Genomic DNA, 3,986 nt, shown 5'->3' on the forward strand with positions numbered 1-3,986 from the left:
CATAAAAATCAAACAAAGCATCGGTCTTGTTTTCACTGATGATGACGAATCAAAGACAGAACTTCACTTCGAAGTATGGTATGGCAAGGTTCTTACCGATCCGCTTGGTTGGCTGGGCAAATAAACAAAACAAATAAAAGCAATCCCTGCCTACCCTGCCTCGCCGGCCTGCCTGTCCGGTAGGCAGGGATTGAAAAATTAGATGCGTTTGCCATAAGTGGGAAGTAAAAATTTGTTTTTTAAAAAAAATCTTCTATTTTTGCTGATTCATTATAAAAACCCGATTAATAAAACCCTTAAAACAAAACAAATTATGAAAAATTTATTTTTTATTTCTTTATTTCTTTCTGCTCCATTTTTTGTGTTGGCAGAAACAGAACCTAACAATGTAGCTTCGCAAGCTAACATTCTCGGAGTAAACGCCTCGGATGCCGGAACTTTAGGAGGAACCGATCTTTATGATTGGTGGAAAATTACTATACCTTCAGATGGTAAATTGACCATTAGTACTGTATCTGCTGTTTCGTTGGAATTAGACCTTTATTTATACGATATTAACGGCACCACACAGATTGCATCCCCCTGGCTTGCCGGAGTGAAGGATACAGTTAGGCACAATAGTCTTATGCCAGGTACTTATTTTGTGAGGGCAACGTTATGGGGGACTGGGTCTGGTTCTTATACCATCTCCAACCAATTTACTCCGGCTAATTTAACAAACGACACAGAGCCTAATAACTTTGCTATAGCAGCTATTAATCTCCCTGTTAACAATACTCTTACAGGACATATTGGGTATTATGGAAACCTGATAACTGATGCTACAGACTGGTATAAAATAACCATTCCTGCTGATGGTAAACTTGTTGTTAATACAATCTCTGACGCAACGTTGCGCCTGCAAATTTATCTATATGATCAGGACAGTATAACACAATTAGCAGCTGACTTTTATGCTTGTAATATTTTCAATGATACGGTGAAGTACAACAACCTTACACCTGGTACTTATTATATTAAATGTGCAAGGAATACAAGTTGTCCTACTGCTTATGGCGCTTATACTATATCCAACGTATTCACTCCTGCTAATTTAACAAACGACACAGAGCCTAATAACCATGCTTTAACAGCTATTAATCTCCCTGTTAACGGTACTCTTACAGGACATCTTGGGTACTACGGCAACTTGATAACTGATCTTACAGACTGGTATAAAATAACCATTCCTTCTGATGGTAAACTTGTTGTTAATATAATCTCTGATCCAACTTTGTTAATATTAGGATACTTATACGATCAGGACAGTATAACAAATATAGCAGGTTCTGGTTCACCATATGCTTGTAATATTATAAATAATACTATGACGTACAACAACCTTACACCTGGCACTTATTATATTAAATGTGTAGCAGCTACAAGTTGTCCTACTGCTTATGGCGCTTATACTATATCTAACGTATTCACTCCGGCTAATTTAACAAACGATGTAGAGCCTAATAACTTTGCTATAGCAGCTATTAATCTCCCTGTTAACGGTGCTCTTACAGGACATATTGGGTACTATGGCAACTTGATAACTGATGCTACCGACTGGTATAAAATAACCATTCCTGCTGATGGTAAACTTGTTGTAAACACCAGCTCAGACTCCACTTTGTGCTTTGACGCTACTCTTTACGATCAAGACAGCGTAACTCAATTAGCAAGTACGGGTGGCGGTTATAATTGTGCTGTTTTCATAAAAACGTTTACTTACAACAACCTTACTTCTGGCACATATTATATTAAATGTATAAATATTTCTGGTTATGGCGCTTATACTATATCTAACTTATTCACTCCGGCTAATTTAACAAACGATGTAGAGCCTAATAACTTTGCTATAGCAGCTATTAATCTCCCTGTTAACGATACTCTTACAGGACATATTGGGTACTATGGCAACTTGATAACTGATGCTACCGACTGGTATAAAATAACCATTACTGCAAATGGGAAAGTAGTTGTAAACACCGGCTCTGACTCCACTGTGTGCTTTGACGCTACTCTTTACGATCAAGACAGCGTAACTCAATTAGTAGGTATGGGTGGCGGTTATAATTGTGCTGTTTTCATAAAAACGTTTACTTACAACAACCTTACTCCTGGCACATATTATATTAAATGTACAAATATTTCCGGTTATGGCGCTTATACAATTTCAAATCAGTTTATAGCAACTCCAACAGTAGGAACAATTACTCATCCAACATGTGCTGTGGCAACAGGAAGTGTAGTATTAAATAGTTTGCCGGCAACAGGTACATGGACAATAAATCCGGGTAGCATTACCGGAACAGGAACAAGTACAACAATATCAGGACTAGTAGCCGGAACATATAACTTTACTGTTACAAATGCATTAGGATTTACTTCAGTAGCATCAGCTAATGTGGTTATCAATGCCCAACCGGCAACACCAAGTGTTTCTAATCAAACAACATCAATTTTAACAGGTGGAACATTTACAGTAACTCCAAGTGGAGTTCCTGTGGGAACCACTTATACATGGACAGCCCCAGTTTATACAGGTGGAGTAACTGGAGGAAGCGCACAAACAATTCCACAATCAAATATTAGTGGAAGCTTAACTATTCTTTCAGGAACCGGTACTGCAACTTATACAGTAACACCTACTTCAGGATTATGCGTTGGAGCAACTTTTACTGTAACTGTAACAGTTACTTCTTCATGTGTGTCTGTTACTATAGAAACGCAACCAGCAGATAATAGTATGTGTGCAACCTCAGGAAATACATCATTTACAGTTGGTGCAAACGGCACATTTCCATTTACCTATCAATGGCAATATAATAATGGCGGTACATGGGCAAACGTACTAGATGGCACTCCCGCAGGCGCATCATATACTAATGCAACTACGGCAACCTTAGGTGTAACGGGAATTACCACAGCCGGAAGTCCTCAATATCGCTGTTATATTACCAATTGCAGTGGCTCCAGCAATGCAACATCAAATGCTGCTACCCTTACAGTAAATGCAACACCAACAGCTCCAATAGCAGGAACAATTACTCAACCAACGTGTGCTGTAGCAACAGGAAGTGCTGTTTTAAGCGGTTTGCCGTCAGGAAACTGGACTATTAATCCGGGTTCAATAGCAGGATCAAATACAAGTACAACCATTTCAAGCCTTGCAGTAGGAATATATAACTTTACTGTTACAAATGCAGCAGGATGTACTTCGGTAGTATCAGCCAATGTTGTTATCAATGCGCAACCAGAAACACCAACAGCTCCAACCGTAGGAACAATTACGCAACCAACGTGTACTGTAGCAACAGGAGGTGTAGTCTTAAATTATTTGCCGGCAACAGGAATCTGGACAATAAATCCAGGTGGCATTACTGGAACAGGAACAAGTTCAACAATAACAGGACTTGTAGCCGGAACATATAACTTTACAGTTACTAATGCATCAGGATGTATTTCAGTGGCATCAGCTAATGTGGTTATCAATGCCCAACCGGTAACACCAACAGCTCCAACCGTAGGAACAATTACTCAACCAACGTGTGCGGTATCAACAGGAAGCGTAGTATTAAGCGGTTTGCCGGCAGGAAGCTGGATTATTAATCCGGGTTCAATAACGGGATCAATTACAAGTACAACAATATCAGGACTTGCAGCCGGAACATATACCTATACAGTTACCAATGCATCAGGATGTATTTCAGTAGCATCAGCTAATGTGGTTATCAATGCCCAACCGGTAACACCAACAGCTCCAACCGTAGGAACAATTACTCAACCAACGTGTACGGTAGCAACAGGAAGTGTTGTTTTGAGCGGTTTGCCGTCAGGAGCCTGGTCTATTAATCCGGGTTCAATAGGAGGATCAACTACAAGTACAACAATATCAGGACTTGTAGCCGGAACATATAACTATACTGTTACAAATGAAGCAGGATGTACTTCAG

1 protein-coding gene is annotated in these 3,986 nt (G+C 39.5%); it reads left to right on the plus strand.

Going from position 1 to position 3,986, the window contains the following annotated elements; all coding sequences use genetic code 11:
* Positions 1–217: 217 nt before the first annotated feature.
* A partial coding sequence (locus WC955_13160; protein ID MFA5860003.1) for a pre-peptidase C-terminal domain-containing protein occupies positions 218–3,986 on the plus strand: 3,769 nt, incomplete at its 3' end.

The organism is Elusimicrobiota bacterium (genome assembly GCA_041658405.1).
Classification (GTDB): domain Bacteria; phylum Elusimicrobiota; class UBA5214; order JBBAAG01; family JBBAAG01; genus JBBAAG01.